This is a genomic window from Pseudooceanicola marinus (assembly GCF_002786295.1).
In the GTDB taxonomy this organism is placed as follows: Bacteria; Pseudomonadota; Alphaproteobacteria; order Rhodobacterales; family Rhodobacteraceae; genus Pseudooceanicola; species Pseudooceanicola marinus.
On record NZ_PGTC01000026.1, the window covers coordinates 16,605 to 18,669 of the forward strand.

The 2,065-nt window shown below is 63.8% G+C and carries 4 protein-coding genes; 1 reads left to right on the forward strand and 3 read right to left on the reverse strand.

Annotated features, from left to right (window positions below; genetic code table 11):
- The 3 genes from CVM50_RS21795 to CVM50_RS22290 form a co-directional block, all read right to left on the reverse strand.
- The coding region (locus CVM50_RS21795; RefSeq protein ID WP_198431940.1) for a hypothetical protein at positions 1–257 on the reverse strand (257 nt) is incomplete at its 3' end.
- A 346-nt stretch (positions 258–603) separates the two neighbouring features.
- Positions 604–1,023 carry a hypothetical protein gene (locus tag CVM50_RS19130; RefSeq protein ID WP_085890078.1) on the reverse strand — a complete coding sequence of 140 codons (420 nt, stop codon included), beginning with the start codon at positions 1,021–1,023 and terminating at the stop codon, positions 604–606.
- Between the two features lie 87 nt (positions 1,024–1,110).
- The gene (locus CVM50_RS22290) at positions 1,111–1,383 is read right to left on the reverse strand and encodes a helix-turn-helix domain-containing protein (RefSeq protein WP_085890079.1); all 273 of its coding nucleotides are present in this window, start codon (positions 1,381–1,383) and stop codon (positions 1,111–1,113) included.
- Between the two features lie 42 nt (positions 1,384–1,425).
- On the opposite strand from CVM50_RS22290, the gene CVM50_RS19140 reads away from it, so the two are divergent.
- Entirely contained in the window at positions 1,426–1,734 is a 309-nt protein-coding gene (locus CVM50_RS19140) for a helix-turn-helix domain-containing protein (protein ID WP_143515661.1), read from the forward strand.
- Positions 1,735–2,065 lie beyond the last annotated feature (331 nt).

The following is a 2,065-nucleotide window of genomic DNA, read 5'->3' on the forward strand; positions in this document are numbered from 1 at the left end:
ACGGCCTGCTGCCCCGGCCAGCCGTAGTCCATGACATCGGAGGCGAAGACCGAGCCGAAGGCCTCGGCCAGGGGCCGCGCCATGTGGCCCCGGTTGCAGCAGGGCTCCCAGGCCGACATCTGCGCCAGGTCATAGCCCTCGCCCGCCAGCACCTCGCAGAGGGCCCGCGTGGCCCAGGGCGGTGTGGGGAAGTCATCCAGACTGTCCGGCGCCTCGACGCGGCGCTGCATGACAGCGGTGGAGGTCGCAAAACTCATGCCTGTCTCCCGACGGAAAAGGCGGGGCGCGTCGGGTGGGACGCGCCCCAAGTCGGGGACGGACAGATCGGGACCGCGACGCCCCGGACGGCCGCGCGGTCCCGCGGGGCGGCCAGACAAGGTCCGGGAAAACGGGCGGCGCGGAGGGCCTGGAGGACATGACCCCTCCGCGCCTGGGAGCGCCCTGCCCTGCCCGACAGCCGGCGCTCCGCACGGCCCGGCGCCTGTGCCGGGGTCCGTGAGGGGATCTGATGGATGACCGGCGCGAGGAGCGCGCCGCCAACGAAGGCGCCCTCCCCGCGACGACCGCCCGCCCGTCGGCGGGAGGGGGATGTGAGGGCGCGGCTCATGCGGCAGCCTCATCTTCGAGGCGGGCCAGCAGCTGCTGCGAAGCCGCGATGGACTCGCGCAGCTCCTTCATGACGCCCTCGGCATCGCCGGCGCAGAGCAGGCCAACGGCGGCATTGGACACGTCGCCATTCTCCGCCACGACCCGCAGGACCAGATCATTGACCTCCTGCCGGACATGGCGGGCCGCCCGGCGGTCGGCCAGCATCGAAGTGATCGGGAAGCGCTCCAGCGCATCCTCAAGCCCGCAGAAATGCGCGATCGACACCGGCAGCCCGCCGTTCACCTCGCGCGAGATCGTGCCCTTGGCACAGCCCAGCAGGGCCGCCGCGGCATCCACGCCGCCGAAGTCCCGCACCAGCTGCTTGAACAGCGCCCGCACCGCAGGCCCCTGGTAGACCGCGATCTCACCGCTCATCGCGAAACCCCGTTTTCTGGAAGGTCGACAAAGCCCCCGGCATAACCGGAGCATGGAAAGGGGCATGGGAGGGCTTGAGATCCATCATCAACCTGCTGCCCGCGAGGGTGTCCGAAGCTGCTTGGAAGCATCCGCCCAAGATCGTATATCGACCGCCTCATCTGTGGCCGCCTCTATGCGAAGCATCACATCATAGCTCGGGCGGCGAGCGCCTGAGAGAAGCTGGCTCAAGTAAGCCGGGCTAACACCAATTTGCTCAGCAAAGAGCTTCTTGGGCTGCCCTTGGAGATAGGCTTGAAGCTTGTTCATGGATCGAGATTTAGCTAATGGCGAATTATTTGACAACAGAAATTTCGCCATTAGCAAATAGCCACATGGTTGAGCTGCGGGTATCTGTTTAGCATGACGCTAAAAATCCGCATCAGAGAGCTTCGGAAAGAGAGAGGTCTGACCTTGGCTGCGCTCGCAGGCATGGTTGGGATCTCGACTCCCCATCTGTCCGACATCGAGCGCGGGAAGAAAAACCTTAACAATCACTTAATCATGCGCGTCGCCGAAGCGCTCGACGTTGAGCCTCAGAAGCTCATTTCGGGACCGGCTTCTTCCGATTTTGCGGAATTTTCTGAGAAACTTGAAGCCCTTTCAGAAGCGGATCGCGCTCGCGTCCTGGACTTCGTGAACGCTCTGCTCGCAAGCCGAAAAGACTCCTAACTAAGGTTAGGACAGCCTTGCGCTCTTCGACAGACAGCAGCGCAAACCGTTGATATTCCATGACGCCAATCCTCCAAACTTAGCCTGCGCAGAATCCTCCGACGCTCCTCGGCGTCAACTCGTCGCGTCACGTACATTTGCTATTTGCTAATTTTTTCACTTGCAAGAAATTTCGCTATTAGCTTATCTTCACCTCCATCACCACAGATGGAGGCAACGATGCTGACCCCTGACGAAAGCGCGCGCCTGCGGTCCGACTGGGCCGCGCGCAAGGCCGCCCGCGGCACCCCGATCTCGCCCGAGCGCCTGGCCCGGCTCACCCCGCATCACC

Coding starts and splice junctions, on each gene's coding strand:
- CVM50_RS19130 (WP_085890078.1), bottom strand. CDS start 1,023: ATGAGCGGTGAGATCGCGGTCTACCAGGGGCCTGCGGTGCGGGCGCTG.
- CVM50_RS22290 (WP_085890079.1), bottom strand. CDS start 1,383: ATGGCGAAATTTCTGTTGTCAAATAATTCGCCATTAGCTAAATCTCGA.
- CVM50_RS19140 (WP_143515661.1), top strand. CDS start 1,426: ATGACGCTAAAAATCCGCATCAGAGAGCTTCGGAAAGAGAGAGGTCTG.